We start from the raw sequence: 20014 nt of genomic DNA on the forward strand, positions 1-20014 counted from the left end.
ACTCCCCAAAGCTTTCCCTGTCTTAACGCCTGATTGCAGCTGAACGCCCTGCATTCGGTCGACTTGTTGAGTCGGCGCGAATGACGCCCCAAGGCGAAAAATGCTTTAATGCCCAGCGTTTTTCCCCGCTTTTTATCTGCAGCTCGGGTCGATCCATCGTTTGCCATGCATGCCCCGACGCGTAACCCATTCTTTTCTCTGGAAATCCAAAAGCCTTGATCCGTCTGCTGAAGTTTTTCGGGTACTCCATTGTCGCGATCGTCTGCGGGCTGCTGCTCGTACTCAGCGGGGCCTACCTCTACCTTAGTCCGGGTTTACCGTCCGTAGAGGCTCTCAGAAGTATCCAGTTGCAGATTCCTTTGCGGGTCTACAGCAGCGATGAAAAACTGATCGCGGAGTTCGGCGAAATGCGCCGCACACCGATCCGTTTTGCCGACATTCCACCTAATTTCATCAGCGCGTTGCTGTCGGCCGAAGACGATAATTTTGCCAACCACTATGGCGTCGACCCCAGCAGCCTGGTGCGCGCCGCCACGCAATTGGTAAAAAGCGGCCACATTCAATCCGGTGGCAGCACCATCACCATGCAGGTGGCGAAGAATTTCTTCCTTACCAGCGAACGCAGTTTTTCGCGCAAGGCCACTGAGATCCTGCTGGCATTGCAGATCGAGCGTCAGTTGACCAAGGACGAGATCCTTGAGCTGTACGTCAACAAGATCTACCTGGGCAACCGCGCCTACGGCATCGAAGCCGCTTCCCAGGTGTACTACGGCAAGTCGATTCGTGACGCCAGCCTGGCGCAGATGGCCATGATTGCCGGCCTGCCCAAGGCCCCTTCGCGTTTCAACCCCCTGGCCAACCCGGCGCGCAGCAAAGAACGCCGCGACTGGATCCTGGGGCGCATGTACAAGCTGGGCAAGATCGACCAGGCCGCCTATGAAAGTGCGGTGGCCGAGCCGTTGAACGCCAGCTACCACGTGCAGACACCGGAAGTGAATGCCCCGTATATCGCTGAAATGGCGCGTGCCGAGATGGTCGGCCGTTATGGCAGCGAGGCCTACACCGAAGGCTTCCGCGTGACCACGACGGTTCCGAGCGATTTGCAGGACATCGCCAATGACTCAGTGCATTCCGGCCTGATCACCTACGACCAACGCCACGGCTACCGAGGCCCTGAGTCGCGCCTGCCGGGCAAGACCCTGAGCGCCTGGACGGCCGAGCTGGGCAAACAACGTGCGATCAGCGGCCTGGAACCGGCCATCGTCACTCAGGTGACGAAAGATGGCGTGCAGGTGCTGACTCGCACCGGCGAAGCCCATGTGGCCTGGGACAGCATGAAATGGGCGCGCCCGTTCCTGAACACCAACAGCATGGGCCCGATGCCCAAGCAGCCGTCGGATGTCGCGCAAGTGGGTGACCTGATCCGCGTGCAACGCCAGAAGGACGACAGCCTTAAGTTCAGCCAGGTGCCGCTGGCCCAGGGCGCACTGGTATCGCTGGACCCGCAGAACGGTGCAATCCGCGCTCTGGTGGGTGGCTTCGCCTTCGAACAGAGCAACTACAACCGGGCCACCCAGGCCAAGCGCCAGCCGGGCTCGAGCTTCAAGCCGTTCATCTACAGCGCCGCCCTGGATAACGGCTACACCGCCGCCAGCCTGGTCAACGATGCGCCCATCGTGTTTGTCGACGAGTACCTGGACAAAGTATGGCGTCCGAAGAACGACACCAACACCTTCCTCGGCCCTATCCGTATCCGTGAGGCGCTGTACAAGTCGCGTAACCTCGTGTCGATCCGCTTGCTTCAGGCGATGGGTGTAGGCAAGACCATCGACTACATCACGCGCTTTGGCTTCAACAAGTCGGACCTGCCGCCGAACCTGTCCCTGGCCCTGGGCACCGCGACCCTCACACCGATGGAAATCGCCACCGGCTGGAGTACTTTCGCCAACGGCGGCTACAAGATCGCACCGTACCTGATCGACAAGATTGAAAGCCGCAACGGCGACACCCTGTTCACCGCCAACCCACCGCGAGTGCCGGGTGACGTGGTCAACGGCGTAGCCGCAACGGACGGCCTGGCCGCGCCAAGCAATGGCGGTATCACCATCGAGCCGACCCCAGGTACCGCGCCAGCCGCCAATGCTGCTGCACCTGAACCGCAAGCACCTGCCGTGGCCGAGCGCATTGTGGATGGGCGTACCACCTATATCCTCAACAGCATCCTCGAAGACGTCATCAAGAAGGGGACCGGCCGGCGTGCCCTGGCCTTGGGCCGCGCGGACATCGCGGGCAAGACCGGTACCACCAACGAATCCAAGGACGCCTGGTTCTCCGGCTATAACGCCGACTACGTGACCACCGTGTGGACCGGCTACGACCAGCCGGAAAGCCTTGGCCGCCGCGAGTTCGGTGGCACCGTCGCGCTGCCGATCTGGATGAGCTACATGGGCGCCGCCCTGAAGGACAAGCCGCTGCACACCCAACCGGAGCCGGAAGGCATCCTCAGCCTGCGGATCGACCCGGTCAGTGGCCGTGCGGCTTCGCCGAGCACGCCGAATGCGTACTTTGAACTGTTCAAGAGCGAAGACACGCCGCCCTCGGTCAATGAACTGGGCAACGGCGTCGTACCGGGTAGCCCGTTGCCGGCGGATGAGGCGGCGCCGATCGATCTGTTCTAACCTGGACCTTAAGCCTACGCAGAACCCAATATGGGAGGGCGCTTGCCCCGATAGCACTGGACCAGCCAACTCATCGAGTGACTGACACACCGCCATCGGGGGCAAGCCCCCTCCCACATTTGATCTCCACAAGACACAAGTTAATCGCCCCCCAACAAAAAGCCCCGACTCGCGAGAGCCGGGGCTTTTTGTTGGTGCGCTACAACGGCTTAGCCGTTGAACACATCATCCACGCTTTGCAGCGGGTAGTTTTTCGGATACGGCAGTGTGGCCACACCGGTCTCGATCGCGGCTTTGGCCACGGCATCGGAGATCAAGGTGATCAGGCGCTTATCCATTGGTTTCGGAATGATGTACTCACGACCGAATTCCAGCTTGGCGCCACCGTAGGCGTCGCACACGTCCTGAGGCACCGGCAGCTTGGCCAGTTCACGCAGGGCGTTGGCGGCAGCCACTTTCATCTCTTCGTTGATGCGCTTGGCGCGAACGTCCAGGGCGCCACGGAAGATGAACGGGAAGCCCAGTACGTTGTTGACCTGGTTCGGGTAGTCCGAACGACCGGTGGCCATGATCACGTCGTCACGGGTGGCGTGGGCCAGTTCCGGGGCGATTTCCGGATCAGGGTTGGAGCAGGCGAACACGATCGGGTTGGCCGCCATGGACTTCAGGCCTTCAGCGCTCAGCAGGTTCGGGCCGGACAGGCCAACGAACACGTCGGCACCGTTCAGGGCGTCAGCCAGGGTACGCTTGGAGGACGGGTGGGCAAACATCGCCTTGTATTGGTTCAGGTCGGTACGCTCGGACTGGATCACGCCCTTGCTGTCGACCATGTAGATGTTTTCCAGCTTGGCGCCCATGCTGACGATCAGCTTCATGCAGGAGATGGCTGCAGCGCCGGCGCCCAGGCAGACGATCTTGGCGTCAGCCAGGGTTTTGCCAGCGATTTCCAGGGCGTTGATCATGCCGGCAGCGGTGACGATCGCGGTGCCGTGCTGGTCATCGTGGAATACCGGAATGTCGCACTGCTCGATCAAGGCCTTTTCGATCTCGAAGCACTCAGGTGCCTTGATGTCTTCCAGGTTGATGCCACCGAAGGTGATGGAGATGCGCTTGACGGTGTCGATGAAAGCCTGCGGGCTCTCGGAATCGACTTCGATGTCGAAAACGTCGATGCCGGCGAAGCGCTTGAACAGCACGCCTTTACCTTCCATGACTGGCTTGGAGGCCAGTGGGCCGAGGTTACCCAGGCCCAGAATCGCGGTGCCATCGGAAATCACTGCAACCAGGTTGCCCTTGCCGGTGTACTTGTACGCCAGTTCAGGGTCGCGGGCGATTTCACGTACGGGCTCGGCCACGCCAGGGCTGTAGGCCAGCGACAGGTCGCGGGCGGTGGCAGTGGCTTTGGTGAGCTCTACACTCAGCTTTCCTGGACGAGGATGGGCATGATATTCGAGAGCGGCAGTTTTCAAATCAGACATATCGGCATTCCGCTTTTACTGTTGGTCGACGGACCGCCGAGGATACTCGTGTCGTAAAGCCCCTACAAGACTGGGCAGTCACAGGTGTCAAGGGCCCTGCAGTAAGACTTTCGGCCAAGAGCCACGGTATACAAGGGCTTAACTGTTCACAATCGCATTAAAAAATGTCTACAATTTTTCTCAAGGCGAGGTTTTGAACATGCCCGGATCGGTCAACGGCAGGAGCCAGCGGGCCTGGCCATTTTTGAGGCCCCCACGTCGCGAGCGATCCTGCACCCACCCACGCGCCTCGATAGTGCGCCCTTGCAGACCATTGAGCGTGGCAGCATCGAATTGGCTGACCAGAGCAGGGGCGATGCGTAATACCAGTGAGCCCTGCAATTCAATCCAGATACCACCACGATTGCGCTTTACCTGACTGACCCGGCCGCTGACCACGGCAAACCCGGAGCGCTTGAGGTGCGCCGCGGATTGCACCGGCGATTGGCGCCACAGCCCCAGCCGCGCGTTGCGGGCGCTGTTCTCAGCCGCCTGCTGACAGGCGACGAGATCGACATTGGGGGCCACGCCCACCTGGAATCCCAGGCCCTCGGCCAACAGTTGCGCCTCCAGGTTCTTGCCGTCGGCACCATAGAGATGGGCCAGGGTGCGGCCGTAATGATCCTTGCCCTCACGCCCCAGCACCACGCCGACACGACCACCGCTGGCCTGCACCAACGCCTGCAGACGCTGACGAGCCGCGACCGCAAAAGGCTCGTCGGCGCGCCCCTTCCTGCCGGTTTCCGGGGCATTGATACCGATCATCCGCACACTGCGGCCATCCTTGAGGCGCACCGTGTCGCCATCCACCACCCGCTGCACTTCCACGCGGGCCAGGGCCGCTGGCGCCGGGCAAAACACCTGAGCCTGGGCCGCCGACAACCAAATCGCAGGCACAAAAAAGGCGCCCACAAGGGACGCCTTTTTCAACAGCTGGCAAAAGCCCATAAGGCTTTTGAGCCTTACTCTGCTGGAGTAGCAGCAGGCTTCTTGCCGAAAGCACCAAAGCGATCTGCGAAGCGCTGTACACGGCCGCCGGTGTCCAGAGTTTTCTGCTTACCGGTGTAGAACGGGTGGCACTCGTTGCATACGTCAGTACCCAGTGGCTTGCACAGGTTCGAGCGAGTTTCGAACTTGTTGCCGCAGCTGCAGGTCACTTCGATGGTTTCGTACGCTGGATGGATATCGGCTTTCATGGTGACTTCCTCGGGCTAGCGTGCCGCCACTCGACACTATTGTCGAATACCGCACGTAATTAGGCCGCGGATTCTACCAGACCTTTTTAAACGCGCAAGCGGCGACACCCGTCGCGTGTCAACATAAAAGCACCTTTCATCAGAAAACTGGCGGCTACCCCAAGCCTCCCGCTGTCTGCTAGGCTCCCGCCCCTGCGCCACCGCCTGCCTTTATATGAGACTCCCCGCGTGCCCGACGCCATTTTGCGCCTAGCCCTCCCCTCGCCCCTGCGCCGCCTGTTCGACTACCGGGCTCCGGCCGGTGTGCTGCGGGCGCAGTTGCAGCCAGGCATGCGCGTGCGCGTGCCGTTTGGCCGCCGGGAGATGATCGGCATTCTGGTGGAAGTCGCCGACCACAGCGAAGTGCCGGCCGAGAAGCTCAAGCCGGCCATCGCCATGCTCGACGCCACGCCACCGCTGCCGTCCGCACTGTTCAAGCTGTGCCTGTGGACCGCCCAGTATTACCAGCACAGCCTCGGTGACACGTTGAGCTGGGCATTGCCGGTGCTGTTGCGCCAGGGCGAACTGGCCGAAGCGCGTCAGGAACGCTTCTGGTCGACGGTGCCCGGCGCACGCCTTGACGACCCGCGCATCGCCCGCGCCCCGCGCCAGCGGGAAGCCCTGGCGACCCTGGCCCAGCATCCCCATGGCGTCGCCCATCAGCTATTGAGCAAGCTGATGCTGAGCAAGGACAGCCTCGACCTGTTGCTGGCCAAGGGTTTGGTGCAGGTGGAAATCCGCAAGCACGCCCCCGACCCGCGTCACGAACACTGGCTGGCCCAGCCCGAACTGCCGCTGAACCCTGAACAACGCGCCGCCTATGAAGCGATTCACGCAGGTGCAGGCAGCTTCCATGCGTTCCTGCTGGCCGGCGTCACCGGCAGCGGCAAGACCGAAGTCTATTTGCAGCTGATCCGCGAAACCCTGCAGGCCGGCAAACAGGCACTGGTGCTGATCCCCGAGATCAACCTGGGCCCGCAGACCCTGGCGCGCTTCGAACAGCGTTTCAATGCGCGCATCGCCCTGGTGCACTCGGCGATCAATGACCGTGAGCGCCTGGAGTCGTGGCTGGCGGCGCGGGATGGCGAAGCCGACATTATTATCGGCACCCGCTCGGCGTTGTTCACGCCGATGAAAAATCCCGGGCTGATCATCATCGACGAGGAGCACGACGGCTCCTATAAACAACAGGAAGGCCTGCGCTACCACGCCCGCGACCTGGCACTGGTGCGCGCGCGTCAGGAAGACATCCCGATTGTGCTGGGCTCGGCCACACCCTCCCTGGAAAGCCTGCACAACGCCTACACCGGTCGTTACGGGCTCCTACGCTTGAACGAGCGGGCAGGCGGCGCCAAGCAACCCCGCTTCCTGCGCCTGGACGTAAAAAGCCGGCCTCTGGACAGCGGCATTTCCGGGCCGATGCAACAAGCTATCGGCCAGACCCTGGCGGCCGGCCAGCAGGTCTTGGTATTTCTCAACCGCCGAGGCTTTGCACCGACGCTGCTGTGCCATGACTGCGGCTGGATGTCCGAGTGCGAACGCTGCGATGCGCGCATGACCGTGCACCAGCGCCATGGCGAGCTGCGTTGCCACCATTGCGGCCATGTGGAGCGTGTACCGCGCCACTGCCCGCAGTGCGGCAAGGTCGACCTGCGCCCGGTGGGCGCAGGCACCGAGCGCGCCGAGGAGCGCCTGGGCATTCTGTTCCCGGACTACCCGGTGCTGCGGGTCGACCGCGACAGCACGTCGCGCAAGGACGCGATGAACCAGCTGTTTGCCACCATCCAGAAGGGCCAGCCGTGCATCCTGGTGGGTACGCAGATGCTCGCCAAAGGGCACCACTTCCCACGGGTGACCCTGGTGTCGATCCTGGATGCCGACGGCGGCTTGTTCTCCGGCGACTTCCGCGCAAGCGAACGCATGGCGCAGTTGATCGTGCAGGTCGCAGGCCGCGCCGGGCGTGCCGAAGAGCCGGGCAAGGTGATTATCCAGACCCACCTGGCCGACCATCCGCTGCTGATTCAACTGACAGAACAAGGCTACTTTGCCTTCGCCGAACAGGCGCTGAGCGAGCGCCGCTCCGCCGGCCTGCCGCCCTTTGCACACTTGGCGCTGCTGCGCGCCGAAGCCCATAAACCGGGGCAGGCCGAGGGCTTTCTGGATGAAGCCTGCAGCGCCGCCGAACGCTTGCTCGGCGAGCTGGGGCTGAGCGGCATCGAGCTGCTTGGCCCGGTGCCAGCGCCCATGGAACGTCGCGCCGGGCGTTATCGTGCTCAGCTACTGTTGCAAGCGACATCCCGTGCACCGCTGCATCGGCTATTAAGTAGCTGGTTGCTTGCGCTGGAGCAAATGCCGAGTGGCCGCCAGGTGCGATGGTCGTTGGATGTAGACCCGGTAGATTTGTATTAAGCCTGGCCACAGGTCCTGCGAAGGTTGGCAAGCCCGCCCTCGCCACGGATAATGCCCAGCTTTTCCACCTGCGCATCGCGCGCCGCCGCTTGCGGTCGAAAGAGAACACCATGAAAGACACCATTCGCCAGCTGATCCAACAAGCCCTCACCCAACTCGTCAACGAAGGTGTGTTGCCTGAAGGCCTGACGCCGGCGATCCAGGTGGAAAACACCCGCGACAAGACCCACGGCGACTTCGCCAGCAACATTGCGATGATGCTGTCCAAGCCGGCCGGCATGAAGCCGCGCGACCTGGCGGAGAAAATCATCGCCGCGCTGCCCGCCGACGAGAGTGTTACCAAGGCCGAAATCGCCGGCCCTGGCTTTATCAACTTCTTCCAGAACACCCAGGCCCTGGCGTCACGCCTGGATGCAGCCCTGGCCGACGCCAGGATCGGCGTGCGCAAGGCCGGCCCGGCTCAGCGCGTGGCCATTGACCTGTCGGCGCCCAACCTGGCCAAAGAGATGCACGTCGGCCACCTGCGCTCGACCATCATCGGCGACGGTGTGGCACGGGTGCTGGAATTCCTCGGCGACACCGTGATCCGCCAGAACCATGTGGGCGACTGGGGCACCCAGTTCGGCATGCTGATGGCCTATCTGCAGGAAAACCCGATCACCAGCAACGAGCTGTCGGACCTGGAGAACTTCTACCGCGCCGCCAAGAAGCGTTTCGACGAATCCGAAGAGTTCGCCGATCGCGCGCGCGGCCTGGTGGTCAAGCTGCAGGCCGGCGACAAGGAATGCCTGGAACTGTGGGGCCGCTTCCGCGAGATCTCGCTGTCCCACTGCCAGGAAATCTACGAGTTGCTCAACGTCAAGCTGACCATGGCCGACGTAATGGGCGAAAGCGCCTACAACGACGACCTGATCAACGTGGTCAACGACCTCAAGGCCAAGGGCCTGCTGGTCGAGAGCAACGGCGCGCAGTGCGTGTTCCTCGAAGAATTCAAGACCGCCGACGGCGAGCCGCTGCCGGTGATCATCGTCAAGGCCGATGGCGGCTACCTCTATGCCACCACCGACCTGGCGGCCGTGCGCTACCGCAGCGGCGTGCTCAAGGCCGACCGCGCGCTGTATTTCGTCGACCAACGCCAGGCCCTGCACTTCCAGCAGGTGTTCGAAGTGGCACGTCGCGCCGGTTTCGTCACGCACCCGATGCACATGGAGCACATGGGCTTCGGCACCATGAACGGCGCCGACGGCCGCCCGTTCAAGACCCGCGACGGCGGCACCGTGAAGCTGATCGACCTGCTCAACGAAGCCCAGGACCGTGCCTACAACCTGGTGAAGGAAAAGAACCCGGAGCTGGCCGAGGCCGACTTGCGCAATATCGCCCGCGTGGTGGGGATTGGCGCGGTGAAATACGCCGACCTGTCCAAGCACCGCACCAGCGACTACAGCTTCAACTTCGAACTGATGCTCAACTTCGAGGGCAACACCGCGCCGTACCTGCTGTACGCCTACACCCGCGTGGCCGGTGTGTTCCGCAAGCTGGGCAAGGACTTCAGCGAAGTCGAAGGCCGGATCGTGCTGGACGCGCCCCATGAACAGGAACTGGCCGCCAAGCTGGCGCAATTCGGCGAAGTGCTGAACAGCGTCGGCGAAAAAGGCACGCCGCATATCCTCTGCACCTACCTGTACGAAGTCGCCGGGTTGTTCTCCAGCTTCTACGAGAACTGCCCAATCCTCACCGCCGACGACGAAGCCCAGAAGCAAAGTCGCCTGCGCCTCGCCGCACTGGCTGGACGGACCCTCAAGCAAGGCCTGGAACTGTTGGGCCTGGAAACTCTGGAGCGTATGTAAGTTGGCTGCCAAGAAAAAACCTGCACCCAAGCGCGGCGCCAGCCGCTACCAGGCCCCGGCGAAGAAACCTATTCCAGGCTGGTTGTGGATGGCCATCGGCCTCACGGTTGGCGCGTTTATCGTGTTCCTGATGAAGCTGGACCCAGGCCAGGGCGATGACGTCAAACGCGTCAAGCAGGAACAGCAGAAGGCCACGAAAATGGCTGAAGCCAACAAGACTGCGCCGAGCCCAACGGCACCCGTAAAGCCGAAGTACGACTTCTATACGCTGCTGCCGGAATCGGAAGTGATCGTGCCACCTGACGCCGTGCCGGAGAAAACCCTGCCGACGCCGCAAGTGCCGACCACCCCGGTAACCCCGGCAGAAGCAGCGAAAATCGACACCGCGCGGGCCCAGGCAGCACTGGCCGGGATTACTCCGCCGCCAGCACCACCGGTTGCGGAGACCAAAGCCGCCCCTGTGACCAAGTTCTTCCTGCAAGCGGGCTCCTTCCCGAAACAGGCGGACGCGGATCGCGTGCGTGCGCAAATCATTCTGCTGGGCCAGACGGTGACGGTGGAGTCCGGCACGGTGAAGGACGCGACCTGGTATCGCGTACTGGTGGGGCCGTTCAGCAACCGCGAACAGCTGACCGTGGCGCAGAAACAATTGGCCGGGGCCGGGTTTAGCAACCTGTTGTTACAACAGCGCCAGAGCCGCTGATTCGGGCTCAACTTCGATCAAAATGCGGGAGGGGGCTTGCCCCCGATGGCGGTGTATCAGTCACCAGGTTCATTGACTGCCACTCCGCTATCGGGGGCAAGCCCCTCCCACATTTGGTTCTGCAGCGCTCTGAAATGTGCGTCAGACCGATAAACACCACTCGTCCGCCATAAACCCCTATGGTTGAAATCCCCCCCGCCACCCCCATATGAGTTTCCATCAGGGCATTTTCGCCCCGCTGCGTGGAGACTCTCCCCTTGACCACCATCGTTTCAGTACGTCGCCACGGCAAAGTCGTCATGGGCGGCGACGGCCAGGTTTCCCTGGGCAATACCGTGATGAAAGGCAACGCGAAAAAAGTGCGTCGCCTGTACCACGGCCAGGTCCTCGCCGGGTTTGCCGGTGCCACCGCCGACGCATTCACCCTCTTCGAGCGTTTCGAAGGCCAGCTGGAAAAACACCAGGGCCACCTCGTACGCGCCGCTGTCGAACTCGCCAAAGAATGGCGCACCGACCGCTCCCTCAGCCGCCTGGAAGCCATGCTGGCCGTCGCCAACAAAGATGCGTCCCTGATCATCACCGGTAACGGCGATGTGGTTGAGCCTGAACATGGCCTGATCGCCATGGGCTCCGGCGGTGGTTATGCACAAGCCGCAGCCAGCGCACTGTTGAAGAAGACCGACCTGTCGGCCCGCGAAATCGTCGAGACTGCCCTGGGCATCGCCGGCGACATCTGCGTGTTCACCAACCACAACTTCACCATTGAGGAGCAGGACCTCGCCGAGTAAGCCGTAGGCTTATTCCCGCTTGAGGCCGCCAAACACTATGTCCATGACTCCCCGCGAAATCGTCCATGAACTCAATCGCCATATCATCGGCCAGGACGATGCCAAGCGCGCCGTTGCCATCGCGCTGCGTAACCGCTGGCGCCGGATGCAACTGCCCGAAGAATTGCGCGTTGAAGTAACGCCGAAGAACATCCTGATGATCGGCCCGACCGGCGTCGGTAAAACCGAGATCGCGCGACGCCTGGCCAAGCTGGCCAACGCGCCGTTCATCAAGGTCGAAGCCACCAAGTTCACCGAAGTCGGCTATGTGGGCCGCGATGTCGAGTCGATCATTCGTGACCTGGCCGACGCTGCCCTCAAGCTGCTGCGCGAACAGGAAATGACCAAAGTCAGCCACCGCGCCGAAGACGCCGCCGAAGAACGCATCCTCGACGCCCTGCTGCCACCGGCGCGCATGGGCTTCAACGAAGACGCAGCACCGGCCTCGGATTCCAACACCCGCCAGCTGTTCCGCAAGCGCCTGCGTGAAGGCCAGTTGGACGACAAGGAAATCGAGATCGAAGTCGCTGAAGTCTCGGGCGTCGACATCTCCGCACCGCCTGGCATGGAAGAGATGACCAGCCAGCTGCAGAACCTGTTCGCCAACATGGGCAAGGGCAAGAAGAAAAGCCGCAAGCTCAAGGTGAAGGAAGCGCTGAAGCTGGTGCGCGACGAAGAAGCCGGGCGCCTGGTGAATGAGGAAGAACTCAAGGCCAAGGCCCTGGAAGCGGTTGAACAGCACGGCATCGTGTTTATCGACGAGATCGACAAAGTGGCCAAGCGCGGCAACTCCGGCGGCGTCGATGTATCCCGCGAAGGTGTGCAGCGCGACCTGCTGCCGCTGATCGAAGGCTGCACCGTCAATACCAAGCTGGGCATGGTCAAGACCGACCACATCCTGTTTATCGCGTCGGGTGCGTTCCACCTGAGCAAGCCAAGCGACCTGGTGCCCGAGCTGCAAGGCCGCCTGCCGATTCGCGTAGAGCTCAAGGCGCTGACCCCGGGCGACTTCGAGCGCATCCTCAGCGAACCGCATGCGTCGCTCACCGAGCAATACCGCGAGCTGCTGAAAACCGAAGGGCTGGGCATCGAGTTCCTGCCGGACGGTATCAAGCGCCTGGCGGAGATTGCCTGGCAGGTCAACGAGAAGACCGAGAACATCGGTGCGCGTCGCCTGCACACGCTGCTTGAGCGCCTGCTCGAGGAAGTGTCCTTCAGCGCCGGCGACATGGCAGGCTTGCAGAATGGCGTAGCGATCAAGATCGATGCCGACTACGTCAACAGCCACTTGGGCGAATTGGCGCAGAACGAGGACTTGTCGCGGTATATTCTGTAAGCCTCACACAGAACTGCTTTGCTTCAAATGTGGGAGGGGGCTTGCCCCCGATAGCGGTGGATCAGTCAGCTTATCTATAGCTGACCCACTGCCATCGGGGGCAAGCCCCCTCCCACGTTTTTAAGCCGGTTTATTCAAGAGCACCTCATATGGCCAAGTTTCCTACCGCTGTAAACCTGCACAAAACCTCCAACACCCTAGGCCTCACCTACGGCCCCGACGAGGTTTACCGGTTGCCCGCCGAACTGCTGCGGGTGCACTCGCCTTCCGCCGAGGTCCAGGGCCACGGCAAACCTATCCTGCAGTTCGGCAAGCTCAACGTGCGCCTGACCAAGATCGAACCGGCCGGCCAGTACGCCCTGAAATTGATCTTCGACGACGGGCATGACAGCGGACTGTTCACCTGGGACTACCTCTACCAATTGGCCGTGCGTCAGGATGCGTTGTGGGCCGATTATCTTGCCGAGCTCAAGGCGGCCGGAAAAACCCGCGACCCGAGTGAATCGGTCGTGCGGCTAATGCTCTAGTTCAAGCCTCTTGCTCTTTAGAGGGCATTTTCTAATTTCATCTGCTTGAATGCCCTGTCGCGTGGCCAACGATTGGCCCGCTTGCGAAAAAAATTAAACTCGGGTAACCAATGGAACTGGCAAGTTCCCTGCATTTGACGATGCGGTATCAACGGTCACCCGAGTCGCAGTACCTGGCTTGTGTTGTGTATCGAAACCTGGTGCGCAGCGGTACCCGGTACTCGTCTTTCGGACAATGGAGCGTCGTAGATGAGTAACAAGAACAACGATGACTTGAAACGCCAGGCCTCGGAAAACACCCTGGGGCTCAACCCGATCATCGCGTTACGTAAAAAGGATTTACTGACCTCGGCCAAGATGGTGCTGACCCAAGCCATCAAGCAGCCGTTGCACAGCGTCAAGCACGTCGCCCACTTTGGCGTTGAATTGAAGAACGTGATGTTCGGCAAATCGCAGCTGCAGCCCGAAAGCGATGACCGTCGCTTTCACGACCCCGCCTGGAGCCAGAACCCGCTCTACAAACGCTACCTGCAAACCTACCTGGCGTGGCGCAAGGAACTGCATGACTGGATCGGCGACAGTAACCTGTCGGAACAGGACATCAGCCGCGGCCACTTCGTGATCAACCTGATGACCGAAGCCATGGCGCCCACCAACAGCGCGGCCAACCCGGCGGCGGTCAAACGCTTCTTTGAAACTGGCGGCAAGAGCCTGCTCGACGGCCTGTCGCACCTGGCCAAGGACATGGTGCACAACGGCGGCATGCCGAGCCAGGTCAACATGGGCGCGTTCGAAGTTGGCAAGACCCTGGGCATCACCGAGGGGGCGGTGGTATTTCGCAACGACGTGCTGGAGCTGATCCAGTACAAGCCGATCACCGAACAGGTGCACGAACGCCCGTTGCTGGTGGTACCGCCGCAGATCAACAAATTCTACGTATTCGACCTGAGCCCGGAGAAGAGCCTGGCGCGCTTCTGCCTGCGCAATGGGCAGCAGACCTTTATCGTCAGTTGGCGCAACCCGACCAAGGCCCAGCGCGAGTGGGGCCTGTCGACCTATATCGAGGCGCTCAAGGAAGCGGTCGATGTAGTCACGGCAATCACCGGAAGCAAGGACATCAACATGCTCGGCGCCTGCTCCGGCGGCATCACCTGCACCGCCCTGCTCGGCCACTACGCGGCGCTGGGTGAGAAGAAAGTCAACGCCCTGACCCTGCTGGTGAGCGTGCTGGACACCACCCTGGACACCCAGGTGGCGCTGTTTGTGGATGAACAGACCCTGGAAGCAGCCAAGCGCCACTCCTACCAGGCCGGCGTGCTGGAGGGCCGCGACATGGCCAAAGTGTTCGCCTGGATGCGCCCCAACGACCTGATCTGGAACTACTGGGTCAACAACTACCTGCTGGGCAATGAGCCGCCGGTGTTCGACATCCTGTTCTGGAACAACGACACCACGCGCTTGCCGGCGGCGTTCCACGGCGACCTGATCGAGCTGTTCAAAAACAACCCACTCGTGCGCGCCAATGCCCTGGAAGTGTGCGGCACGCCGATCGACCTCAAGCAGGTCACGGCCGATATTTACTCACTGGCCGGCACCAACGACCACATCACGCCATGGCAGTCGTGCTACAAGTCGGCTCAGCTGTTTGGTGGCAAGGTGGAATTCGTACTGTCCAGCAGCGGGCATATCCAGAGCATCCTCAACCCGCCGGGCAACCCCAAGGCGCGCTACCAGACCAGCGATGGCTTGGCAGGCAAGCCGTTGGAGTGGCAGGAGAATGCGACCAAGCACACCGATTCCTGGTGGCTGCACTGGCAGGCATGGCAGGCGGAGCGAGCGGGCAAGCTGAAGAAGGCGCCGACGACTTTGGGTAACAAGACCTATGCCGCAGCGGAAGCCGCCCCAGGGACTTACGTACACGAACGCTAAATTGAAATGCGTTCAAATGTGGGAGGGGCTTGCTCCCGATTGTGGCGTGTCAGGCACAACATCTGAAACTGGCACACGGCTATCGGGAGCAAGCCCCTTCCCACACTGACTGCATTCCAGCTGTAACACTTCACAGGGTCTGAGCATGCCGCAACCGTTCATCTTCCGTACCATCGACCTGGATGGCCAGACCATCCGCACGGCGGTACGCCCAGGCAAGCCCCACTTGACGCCGTTGCTTATCTTCAATGGCATCGGCGCCAACCTTGAGCTGGTGTTTCCGTTTGTCCAGGCCCTGGACCCGGACCTGGAAGTGATCGCCTTCGATGTGCCGGGCGTGGGCGGTTCCTCGACGCCCAACCGGCCTTATCGTTTTCCCGGCCTGGCCAAGCTCACTGCACGCATGCTCGATTACCTGGATTACGGCCAGGTAAATGCGGTGGGCGTGTCCTGGGGTGGCGCCTTGGCACAGCAGTTTGCCTACGACTACCCGGAGCGCTGCAAGAAGCTGATCCTGGCGGCGACCGCGGCCGGTGCCTTTATGGTGCCGGGCAAGCCGAAGGTGTTGTGGCTGATGGCCAGCCCCCGGCGTTATATCCAACCGTCCCATGTGGTGCGCATCGCACCGATGATTTATGGCGGTTCGTTCCGCCGCGATTCGAAACTGGCGGCCGAGCACGCGAGCAAAGTGCGCTCGGCCGGCAAGCTGGGCTATTACTGGCAGCTGTTCGCTGGGCTGGGCTGGACCAGCATCCATTGGCTGCACAAGATCCGCCAGCCCACCCTGGTGCTGGCCGGGGACGACGACCCGCTGATCCCGCTGGTCAACATGCGCATGCTGGCCTGGCGCATTCCCAACGCACAGTTGCACATCATCGATGACGGCCACCTGTTCCTGATCACCCGGGCTGAAGCCGTGGCACCGATCATCATGAAGTTTCTCGAGGAGGAGCGCATGCGGGCCGTGATTCACCCGCGACCAGCGGTGTAAGGACCACACCGCCGCGCAACTTGCCCAGAACCGACTATGGTTCTGAATTGGCGTGCCTGTTGATGGCTTGACGAAGGAGTGTTGGCTCATGCGAGAAAGACCCGTGACGAACCCGGCGCCCACCCCTGCCGCGTTCATCAACGCACAAAGCGCGATCACCGGCCTGCGCGGTCGGGATTTGCTGTCGACCCTGCGCAGCGTTGCCGCCCACGGCTGGCGCAACCCGGTGCATACCGCCCGTCACGCCCTGGCCCTGGGCGGTCAGCTGGGGCGCGTGCTGCTGGGTGAAACCGTGCACGAGCCCAACCCACGCGACAGCCGCTTCAGCGACCCGACCTGGGCGCTCAACCCGTTCTACCGACGTAGCCTGCAAGCCTATTTGAGCTGGCAGAAGCAGACCCGCCAGTGGATCGATGACAGTTCACTGAGTGACGACGACCGCGCGCGCGCGCACTTTGCCTTCGCCTTGATCAACGACGCCGTGTCGCCCTCCAACACCCTGCTCAACCCCCTGGCCGTCAAGGAGCTGCTCAACTCCGGCGGCAACAGTGTGGTGCGCGGCGTGAGCAACCTGTTCGATGACCTGCTGCACAACCACGGCCTGCCGCGCCAGGTGAGCAAACAGGCCTTCGAAGTCGGCAAGACCGTGGCCACCACCCCAGGCTCGGTGGTGTTTCGCAATGAGCTGCTGGAGTTGATCCAATACAAGCCCATGAGCGAAAAACAGTACGCCAGGCCACTGCTGATCGTGCCGCCGCAAATCAACAAGTACTACATATTCGACCTGAGCCCGGCCAACAGCTTCGTGCAGTACGCCCTCAAGAACGGCATGCAAACCTTCATGGTGAGTTGGCGCAACCCAGACGTGCGCCATCGCGAGTGGGGTTTGTCCACCTATGTGGCGGCGCTGGAAGAAGCGCTCAACGTCTGCCGGGCCATCACCGGCGCCCGCGAGGTCAACCTGATGGGTGCCTGCGCCGGGGGCCTGACCATCGCCGCCCTGCAAGGCCACTTGCAAGCCAAGCGCCAGCTGCGCCGCATCTCCAGCGCCAGCTACCTGGTGAGCCTGCTGGACAGCCAGATCGACAGCCCTGCCACGTTGTTCGTCGACGAGCAAACCCTGGAAGCAGCCAAGCGCCGTTCCTACCAGCAAGGCGTGCTCGACGGCCGCGACATGGCCAGGGTGTTCGCGTGGATGCGCCCCAATGACCTGATCTGGAACTATTGGATCAACAACTACCTGCTGGGCAAGGAGCCGCCCGCGTTCGACATCCTGTACTGGAACAACGACAACACGCGCCTGCCCGCTGCGCTGCATGGCGACCTGCTCGATTTCTTCAAGCACAACCCCCTGAGCCATCCCGGTGGCCTGGAGGTGTGTGGCACGCCCATCGACTTGCAGAAGGTCACGGTGGACAGCTTCAGCGTGGCCGGGATCAACGACCACATCACGCCGTGGGACGCGGTGTATCGCTCCACGCAATTGCTGGGTGGTGAACGGCGCTTTGTGCTGTCCAACAGCGGGCATATCCAGAGCATCCTCAACCCCCCGGGCAACCCCAAGGCCAACTACGTCGAAAACCCCAAGATGAGCAGCGACCCACGCGCCTGGTACTACGACGCCAGCCACGTCGAAGGCAGCTGGTGGCCACAGTGGCTGGCGTGGATCCAGCAGCGCTCGGGCGTACAGCGCGAGACCCTCACTGCCCTGGGCAACCAGAATTACCCACCGATGGAAGCGGCGCCGGGCACCTACGTGCGCGTGCGCTGAGCTCAACGATCAGATTAAGAAGACTGGATGAAGACCCGCGACCGTATCCTTGAATGTGCTCTGCAGTTGTTCAACCAGAAGGGCGAACCGAACGTGTCGACCATGGAGGTGGCCAATGAAATGGGGATCAGCCCCGGCAACCTCTACTACCATTTCCATGGCAAGGAACCGCTGGTCATTGGCCTGTTCGAGCGTTTCCAATCTGAGTTGGCGCCGCTGCTCGACCCACCGGCGGACGCGCAACTGCAGGCCCAGGATTACTGGCTGTTCCTGCACCTGATCGTCGAGCGCATGGCCCAGTACCGGTTTTTGTTCCAGGACCTGTCGAACCTGGCGGGACGTCTGCCAAAGCTGGCCAAAGGCATTCGCAACCTGCTCACGGCGCTCAAACGCACCCTGGCATCCTTGCTGGCGAGGTTGCAGGCGGCCGGGCAAGTGGTCAGCGATACTCAAGCGCTGGGGCAACTGGTGGAACAGATCACTATGACCCTGCTGTTTTCCCTGGATTACCAACGCATTCTTGACCGTGAGGGCGAGGTTCGGGTGGTGGTGTACCAGATCATGATGCTGGTAGCACCGCACCTGCTGACATCGGCACGGCTGGCGACTGAACGGTTGGCGCTGCGTTATCTGGAGGATCAGGATTAACTACCCAAGCTGCCCGAACTGGTGAGTAAACTTGAACAGTTCACTGTCGGTCCTGATCCCCAGTTTTCGATAGGCTGATTGTTTTTGCGTACTGATCGTACTTGCACTACGCGAAAACTTTTGCGCAATTGAATTCACGGACATACCGTCCAGAAAACAACGCAATACTTCCTGCTCTTTAGGCGTCAGACACTCGTTGACCCGCAGTGGTATTGAAAAATCTGTTTCCGATTTAATCTTTCCCCCCTCCAACACGGACTGTACACCCTGCAACGCGGGCACCATACAAAGCTGCAGGTAGATCCGTCCCTGGGCGACCGTTCGGATAGCCGTGATCAACTCCGTCAGGTTCTGGCTTTTCCCCATAATCCCCCTGCATCCCGCCTTCAACGACAAAGAAACAATGGCCGGCGTGTAGTACGAACACACAATCAAGAGCCTGCAGGTGCTGAAGCGCCGGTGCAGTACCTGGATCAGGCTGAGGCCATCGCTGTCCGATGGTGCGAGGATAAAGTCCATCACCACGACATCGGCTGGCCGCTGCTTAAGGGCTTCCAGCAGTTCCCTGCCTGTTCCGAAGGAACCGATCACAGCGAGGTCGGCTTCTTTGCTCAACCCCAACTCGATGCCCTGCCGAACCATCTCGTGGTCATCCAACAGCATGACGGTATGCGCAGTGGATATTGAAGTAGCCATAATTACACCCATATAAGTGAATACAGCACCGCCCCCATAATCGCTCTGGTTAAATACACGGTATACCCAGTTACAGCCCAGGATCAATACGACAACTCAGTAAGTTAACGTCCTTCAGTCATAACTTACAGACAATTCCCAGTACTACAGAAAACACCTACATAAGTTGAAAGCAACTTATCGAACGATCACTAGATGAGTCTCGTTAGTTCTCTATAGATACCGCTCGGCAAACGCGACAAATTAGGGCACCCCGCCAGTCGAGAGATCAGTGCTTTCAACTGCGATGGGCCATACCTATGAATCACGACTGGGAACAACATGAAAGTTAACCTCCTCTCCACGGTTGCGGCCATCCTGGTCTTGTCCGCCGTCGCCTCACAATCGGCATACGCAGCAGATGGCATTATCAAGTTCAGTGGTCTTGTGACCGACCTGACTTGCACGGTAGAAGGTGCGGCACCCGGCTCTGGCGCAATCGTCAAGGACGTCAACCTGGGCGGCGTCTCGGCGGCACGCCTGGCAAGCGCTGGCAGTCGCGCCAACCCGACAGGCTTCACCATCCGTATCGGAGCGCCAGGCGAAGGCAGTTGCACCAACGGGCGCACCGCCATGGTTGCCTTCGATCCGACCAGCCCGGCCATTGATGTGGCGACCGGGCGCTTGAACATCGACGGCTACGACGACCCGACCGACACCAGCAGCGCCAAGAACGTACAGGTGGAAGTGACTCAGCGCGATGGCACGCCGATCAACGTCTACACCGAGAAATCGGCAGGCGCGGTGATCGTCGACAACCAGGCAGTCATCCCACTGGCTGCGCAGATGTACGCAAGCGGCCCCGCAACCGAAGGTAAGGTCAACACCCGTGTGGGCTTTTTGATCGAGTACGCCGAGTAA

General features: G+C 61.2%; 16 protein-coding genes. 12 read left to right on the forward strand and 4 right to left on the reverse strand.

All coding sequences use genetic code 11. The annotated features are described in order from the left end of the window. Positions 1-218 precede the first annotated feature (218 nt). Positions 219-2678, forward strand: a complete 2460-nt coding sequence (locus HDC32_RS22295; protein ID WP_405046502.1) for a penicillin-binding protein 1A — start codon at positions 219-221, stop codon at positions 2676-2678. Positions 2679-2887: 209 nt separating this feature from the next. On the opposite strand, the gene HDC32_RS22300 is transcribed toward HDC32_RS22295, so the two are convergent. The 3 genes from HDC32_RS22300 to rpmE form a co-directional block, all read right to left on the reverse strand. Next, positions 2888-4156 carry a malic enzyme-like NAD(P)-binding protein gene (locus HDC32_RS22300; protein ID WP_027605010.1) on the reverse strand — a complete coding sequence of 423 codons (1269 nt, stop codon included), beginning with the start codon at positions 4154-4156 and terminating at the stop codon, positions 2888-2890. Between the two features lie 180 nt (positions 4157-4336). Next, a complete protein-coding gene (locus HDC32_RS22305) occupies positions 4337-5143 on the reverse strand; it encodes a thermonuclease family protein (RefSeq protein WP_145335917.1) in 807 nt (268 codons plus the stop codon). 14 nt (positions 5144-5157) lie between these two features. Then, complete coding sequence (rpmE, locus tag HDC32_RS22310) at positions 5158-5391, reverse strand: 50S ribosomal protein L31 (RefSeq protein ID WP_005784030.1); 234 nt, start codon at positions 5389-5391, stop codon at positions 5158-5160. A gap of 228 nt (positions 5392-5619) precedes the next feature. Between rpmE and HDC32_RS22315 the strand changes: the two genes are divergently transcribed. The 10 genes from HDC32_RS22315 to HDC32_RS22360 all read left to right on the forward strand — a co-directional run bounded on the left by HDC32_RS22315 (position 5620) and on the right by HDC32_RS22360 (position 18418). Next, positions 5620-7839 carry a primosomal protein N' gene (locus tag HDC32_RS22315; protein WP_184745468.1) on the forward strand — a complete coding sequence of 740 codons (2220 nt, stop codon included), beginning with the start codon at positions 5620-5622 and terminating at the stop codon, positions 7837-7839. 110 nt (positions 7840-7949) lie between these two features. Beyond that, positions 7950-9686, forward strand: coding sequence for an arginine--tRNA ligase (gene argS, locus HDC32_RS22320; RefSeq protein ID WP_027605013.1), 1737 nt, complete (start codon positions 7950-7952; stop codon positions 9684-9686). Position 9687: 1 nt separating this feature from the next. Continuing rightward, complete coding sequence (locus tag HDC32_RS22325) at positions 9688-10389, forward strand: SPOR domain-containing protein (protein ID WP_027605014.1); 702 nt, start codon at positions 9688-9690, stop codon at positions 10387-10389. Positions 10390-10646: 257 nt separating this feature from the next. Beyond that, positions 10647-11177 carry an ATP-dependent protease subunit HslV gene (gene hslV, locus HDC32_RS22330; RefSeq protein ID WP_010563201.1) on the forward strand — a complete coding sequence of 177 codons (531 nt, stop codon included), beginning with the start codon at positions 10647-10649 and terminating at the stop codon, positions 11175-11177. A gap of 37 nt (positions 11178-11214) precedes the next feature. Beyond that, positions 11215-12552, forward strand: coding sequence for an ATP-dependent protease ATPase subunit HslU (gene hslU, locus HDC32_RS22335; protein WP_131696866.1), 1338 nt, complete (start codon positions 11215-11217; stop codon positions 12550-12552). A 149-nt stretch (positions 12553-12701) separates the two neighbouring features. Next, positions 12702-13079 carry a gamma-butyrobetaine hydroxylase-like domain-containing protein gene (locus HDC32_RS22340; RefSeq protein WP_184745470.1) on the forward strand — a complete coding sequence of 126 codons (378 nt, stop codon included), beginning with the start codon at positions 12702-12704 and terminating at the stop codon, positions 13077-13079. A gap of 249 nt (positions 13080-13328) precedes the next feature. Beyond that, positions 13329-15008, forward strand: coding sequence for a class II poly(R)-hydroxyalkanoic acid synthase (phaC, locus tag HDC32_RS22345; RefSeq protein WP_145335915.1), 1680 nt, complete (start codon positions 13329-13331; stop codon positions 15006-15008). A 145-nt stretch (positions 15009-15153) separates the two neighbouring features. Next, complete coding sequence (gene phaZ / locus HDC32_RS22350; RefSeq protein ID WP_027605018.1) at positions 15154-15999, forward strand: poly(3-hydroxyalkanoate) depolymerase; 846 nt, start codon at positions 15154-15156, stop codon at positions 15997-15999. 88 nt (positions 16000-16087) lie between these two features. After that, a complete protein-coding gene (gene phaC, locus HDC32_RS22355; RefSeq protein WP_184745472.1) occupies positions 16088-17770 on the forward strand; it encodes a class II poly(R)-hydroxyalkanoic acid synthase in 1683 nt (560 codons plus the stop codon). A gap of 27 nt (positions 17771-17797) precedes the next feature. Further along, complete coding sequence (locus HDC32_RS22360) at positions 17798-18418, forward strand: TetR/AcrR family transcriptional regulator (protein ID WP_131696870.1); 621 nt, start codon at positions 17798-17800, stop codon at positions 18416-18418. Here HDC32_RS22360 and HDC32_RS22365 read toward each other — a convergent pair whose 3' ends face one another. After that, positions 18419-19114, reverse strand: coding sequence for a response regulator transcription factor (locus HDC32_RS22365; protein WP_260403673.1), 696 nt, complete (start codon positions 19112-19114; stop codon positions 18419-18421). It abuts the gene before it with no gap. A 321-nt stretch (positions 19115-19435) separates the two neighbouring features. On the opposite strand from HDC32_RS22365, the gene HDC32_RS22370 reads away from it, so the two are divergent. Further along, on the forward strand, positions 19436-20014 hold the full coding sequence (locus HDC32_RS22370) for a fimbrial protein (RefSeq protein WP_184745474.1): 579 nt from the start codon (positions 19436-19438) through the stop codon (positions 20012-20014).

Source organism: Pseudomonas sp. JAI120 (assembly GCF_014207255.1).
Taxonomy (GTDB): Bacteria; Pseudomonadota; Gammaproteobacteria; order Pseudomonadales; family Pseudomonadaceae; genus Aquipseudomonas.

Coding starts and splice junctions, on each gene's coding strand:
- HDC32_RS22300 (WP_027605010.1), bottom strand. CDS start 4,156: ATGTCTGATTTGAAAACTGCCGCTCTCGAATATCATGCCCATCCTCGT.
- rpmE (WP_005784030.1), bottom strand. CDS start 5,391: ATGAAAGCCGATATCCATCCAGCGTACGAAACCATCGAAGTGACCTGC.
- HDC32_RS22370 (WP_184745474.1), top strand. CDS start 19,436: ATGAAAGTTAACCTCCTCTCCACGGTTGCGGCCATCCTGGTCTTGTCC.
- HDC32_RS22365 (WP_260403673.1), bottom strand. CDS start 19,114: ATGGCTACTTCAATATCCACTGCGCATACCGTCATGCTGTTGGATGAC.
- phaC (WP_184745472.1), top strand. CDS start 16,088: ATGCGAGAAAGACCCGTGACGAACCCGGCGCCCACCCCTGCCGCGTTC.
- HDC32_RS22340 (WP_184745470.1), top strand. CDS start 12,702: ATGGCCAAGTTTCCTACCGCTGTAAACCTGCACAAAACCTCCAACACC.
- hslU (WP_131696866.1), top strand. CDS start 11,215: ATGTCCATGACTCCCCGCGAAATCGTCCATGAACTCAATCGCCATATC.
- phaZ (WP_027605018.1), top strand. CDS start 15,154: ATGCCGCAACCGTTCATCTTCCGTACCATCGACCTGGATGGCCAGACC.
- phaC (WP_145335915.1), top strand. CDS start 13,329: ATGAGTAACAAGAACAACGATGACTTGAAACGCCAGGCCTCGGAAAAC.
- argS (WP_027605013.1), top strand. CDS start 7,950: ATGAAAGACACCATTCGCCAGCTGATCCAACAAGCCCTCACCCAACTC.
- HDC32_RS22360 (WP_131696870.1), top strand. CDS start 17,798: ATGAAGACCCGCGACCGTATCCTTGAATGTGCTCTGCAGTTGTTCAAC.
- HDC32_RS22305 (WP_145335917.1), bottom strand. CDS start 5,143: ATGGGCTTTTGCCAGCTGTTGAAAAAGGCGTCCCTTGTGGGCGCCTTT.